Source organism: Leucobacter sp. M11 (genome assembly GCF_035726885.1).
Lineage (GTDB): Bacteria > Actinomycetota > Actinomycetes > Actinomycetales > Microbacteriaceae > JAPFRB01.
Window position 1 is genome coordinate 206,244 of the sequence record NZ_JAPFRB010000004.1, and the last position, 3,542, is coordinate 209,785.

Genomic DNA, 3,542 nt, shown 5'->3' on the forward strand with positions numbered 1-3,542 from the left:
ACCTCGTCCAGGTAGCGCTTGCCCGCGCGCCGCTCGAGCCGGCTGCGGTCCACATCCACGATCAGGCAGACGCCCCCGTTCAGGGTGACGGAGAGCGGCTGCGCGCCGCCCATGCCGCCGCAGCCGCCCGTGAGGGTCAGGGTGCCCGCGAGGGAGCCGCCGAAGCGCTTCTTCGCGATCGCGGCGAAGGTCTCGTAGGTGCCCTGCAGGATGCCCTGGGTGCCGATGTAGATCCAGGACCCCGCGGTCATCTGGCCATACATCATGAGCCCCTCGGCCTCGAGGCGGCGGAACTCGGGCCAGTTCGCCCAGTCGCCGACGAGGTTCGAGTTCGCGAGCAGCACGCGGGGGGCCCACACGTTCGTGCGGAACACGCCGACGGGCTTACCGGACTGCACGAGCAGGGTTTCGTCCTCGTCCAGATCGGCGAGGGTCGCGCTGATCGCGTCGAAGCTCGCCCAGTCGCGGGCCGCACGTCCGGTGCCGCCATAGACGACGAGGTCGTCGGGGCGCTCGGCGACCTCGGGGTCAAGGTTGTTGTGCAGCATCCGAAGCGCCGCCTCGGTCTGCCAGTTCTTCGCGGTGATCTCGGTGCCCCGTGCGGCGCGCACGGGCCGGGCTCCTGGTAACGCCATCGTGGGCCTGCCTCTCCTGGGTAATACCCCCATCCCACCCCACCGCGGCGGCGGGAACAATCCACCCGGGCGGTGTCGCGTCTGGAATCCCAGACGCGACGCTTAGGCCTCCCCGAGCAGCCGCAGCTCCAGCGCCGCGAGCTCTGCCTCCGTCACCCCGTTGCCGAGCAGGTACGCTCGGGCGGAGCCGTAGCGTTCCGCCACGTAGTCGAGCGTCTCGGCCATCGCGGAGGCCGGGCTCCCGCCCACGAGGCGCATCAGCTCCGGGGTGATCGCGACCCCGAAGCGGTCGAGCATGTCAATGTGGGCGTCCACCCACTGGCCCGCGAGGTTCTGCTCGGTCAGGGCGTAGTCGGCGATGATCTCGTCCCGGTCCACGCCGATGGCGCTGAGCGCGAGCGCGATGACCGTGCCCGTGCGGTCCTTCCCCGCCGTGCAGTGCACGAGCACGGGGCGCTCGTCGTGGGTCGCCAGCCGGCGCACCGCGACCGCGTAGTTCTCGCCGAAGCCGTCGAGCAGGTCGCGGTAGAGCGCCTCCAGGCTGATGCCGTCGCGCACCGACTGCGCCGCGCCCTGGAAAATGGGGGTGGGGACGACCGTGACGGCGTCGCTGACGAGCGAGGGCTGGTGGGCGCGCTCCGCATCGTCGCGGAGATCCAGCGCGGTGGCGACCCCGAGCGCGTCGAGCTGTTCGCGCCCCGTGTCCGTCAGCCGAAACAGGCCGTCGGAGCGCAACACGCGGCCCGGCAGCACGGTGCGGTCGCCCGCCCGAAGCCCGCCAAGGTCGCGGAGATTGAAGAGGCCGTCTACGGTCAGGGTTCGCGTGGTCTCGGTCATAGCGCCAGTCTGTCAGGGGGAGCGGAGAAACGACAGAGCAGCGCGAACACGCACCGCCCGGAGCCGCGCTCGGCTCAGCGGCGGGGCAGCGTGGGGACGGCGGCGATGAGCTGTTGGGTATAGGGGTGCTCGGGGCGCGTGAGCACGTCCTCGATGGGGCCCGCCTCCACGATCTCGCCCCGACGCATCACCACGAGGCGCTCCGCGAGCTGGCGAACGATGCCGAGGTCGTGGGTCACCGTGAGCAGGGTCAGCCCCATCTCCTGGCGCAGCTCGGTGAGCTGGGCCAGGATGCGCTGGCGCACCAGCACATCGAGCGCGCTCACCGGCTCATCCCCGACGAGCAGCCGAGGCCCGTGCACGAGGGCCCGGGCGAGGGCGATCCGCTGGCGCTGGCCCCCGGAGAACTCGTTCGGGTAGCGCTCCGCCGTGTCCGCGGGCAAGCCCACCCGCTCCAGCATCTCGATGACCAGGGCCCGGTGATCCCCCGGCAGGTCGAGCGCGCCGAGCGGTTCCGCCACAATCGCCCCGACGGGCATCCGCGGATTCAGCGAGGAATAGGGGTCCTGGAACACGATCCCCGTGTTTCGGCGCAGCCAGAGCATCCGGTCTCCCCGGCGGGGAACGACGGGCGTGCCCGCGAAGCGCACCTCGCCCGCGTCGGGGGTCTCCAGGCCCAGGAGCTGCTTGAGCAGGGTCGTCTTCCCGGAGCCGGACTCGCCCACAATCGCGACCGACTCGCCCTCGCGCACCGCGAGGCTCACCCGGTTCAGCGCCACCGTCTCGGGCTCCCGACGGAACAGGCGCTCGCTCGGCTGCCGATACCGCTTCACGAGCGCGCGCCCCTCCAACAGCACCGGGTCGCGCCGCTCCGTACCCTGCTCGCTCACGCTGGCCTCCCGTCCGCCGCCTCGATCAGGGCCCGCGTCACGGGATGCCGGGGCGTCGCGAGGATGTCCTCGATGCGCCCCTCCTCGACGAGCTCGCCCCGGTCCAGCACGATCACCCGCTCCGCAACCTCGGCGACGACCGCGAGGTCGTGGCTGATAAACAGCAGGGCCTGCCCCTGGGTCTCCGACAGCTCCAGGAACAGCCGGAGCACCCCCTGTTGCACCGTCACGTCGAGGGCCGTGGTCGGCTCGTCAGCGATGAGCAGCGTCGGGTTCGCGGCGATTGCCGCGGCGATCGCCGCTCGCTGACGCTGGCCCCCGGACACCTGGTGCGGGTACGAGCGCAGCATCCGTGCGGAGTCGTCGAGCCCCACCCGCCGGGCGAGCTCCTCGGCCGCCTCGCGGCGCTGGCCCCGGCTCAGCCGGTAGTGCAGGTGCAGGGACTCGGTCATTTGCCGCCCCAGCCGATGCAGCGGATTCAGCGCCGTCTTCGGCTCCTGAAAGACCATCCCGACCCGGTCCCCGCGCAGCTTCGCGAGTTCGGCATCGTCCAGGGCGAGCACGTCAACGCCGTCGAGCAGGATCCGCCCCGACACCGTCGCGCCCCGGGGCAGCAGGCCCTGCACGGCGAGGGCGGTGAGGGTCTTCCCGCTTCCCGAGCCGCCGATCACGCCGAGGCGCTCGCCGTCGGCCAGCGCGAACGTGAGGTCCCGGAGCACCGGGCGGTCGTTGATCGACACGGAGAGTTGCTCAACGGAGAGGGTCATCGGGCCAGCGCTCCCGGGTTCGGGCGGCTGTCCCGCTTGGGCAACCGGACGATGGACGGGTCGAGGACATCGCGGAGCGCGTCGCCAAGCAGGTTGAAGGCGAGCACCACGAGCGTGATGGCGAGCCCGGGCCAGAGCACGGAGACGGGGTGCGACGAGACGTAGACCTGCATCTCGCCGAGCATCCGGCCCCAGGAGGGCATCGACTGCGGGGCGCCGAAGCCGAGGTAGCTCAGCCCGGCCTCCGCCAGGACCGCGAGCCCCATCGTGAGCGACAGCTGCACGATGAACACCGGGGACACATTCGGCAGGATGTGCCGGAGGAAGACGCGACCGGGGGACACCCCGAAGGCGCGGGCCGCCATCACGAAGTCGCTCGTCGCGGCCTGGCGAATTTCAGCGCGGATCACCCG

At 71.6% G+C, this 3,542-nt stretch carries 4 protein-coding genes and 1 pseudogene; all 5 read right to left on the reverse strand.

Going from position 1 to position 3,542, the window contains the following annotated elements; all coding sequences use genetic code 11:
• Nucleotides 1-635 (reverse strand): annotated as a pseudogene (locus OOT08_RS12935) (urocanate hydratase); the annotation flags it as partial.
• 102 nt (nt 636-737) lie between these two features.
• Nucleotides 738-1,472 (reverse strand): tyrosine-protein phosphatase, encoded by a 735-nt coding sequence (locus tag OOT08_RS12940; protein ID WP_325093161.1) that lies wholly within the window; start codon nt 1,470-1,472, stop codon nt 738-740.
• 74 nt (nt 1,473-1,546) lie between these two features.
• The gene (locus tag OOT08_RS12945) at nt 1,547-2,362 is read right to left on the reverse strand and encodes an ABC transporter ATP-binding protein (RefSeq protein WP_325093162.1); all 816 of its coding nucleotides are present in this window, start codon (nt 2,360-2,362) and stop codon (nt 1,547-1,549) included.
• Nucleotides 2,359-3,129 carry an ABC transporter ATP-binding protein gene (locus OOT08_RS12950; RefSeq protein ID WP_325093164.1) on the reverse strand — a complete coding sequence of 257 codons (771 nt, stop codon included), beginning with the start codon at nt 3,127-3,129 and terminating at the stop codon, nt 2,359-2,361. The genes OOT08_RS12945 and OOT08_RS12950 overlap by 4 nt, the downstream gene beginning before the upstream one ends.
• A partial coding sequence (locus tag OOT08_RS12955; RefSeq protein ID WP_325093165.1) for an ABC transporter permease occupies nt 3,126-3,542 on the reverse strand: 417 nt, incomplete at its 5' end. The genes OOT08_RS12955 and OOT08_RS12950, both read right to left, overlap by 4 nt.

Excerpts from the sequence above, each read along its gene's own strand:
- OOT08_RS12940 (WP_325093161.1), bottom strand. The coding sequence starts at position 1,472 with ATGACCGAGACCACGCGAACCCTGACCGTAGACGGCCTCTTCAATCTC.
- OOT08_RS12950 (WP_325093164.1), bottom strand. The coding sequence starts at position 3,129 with ATGACCCTCTCCGTTGAGCAACTCTCCGTGTCGATCAACGACCGCCCG.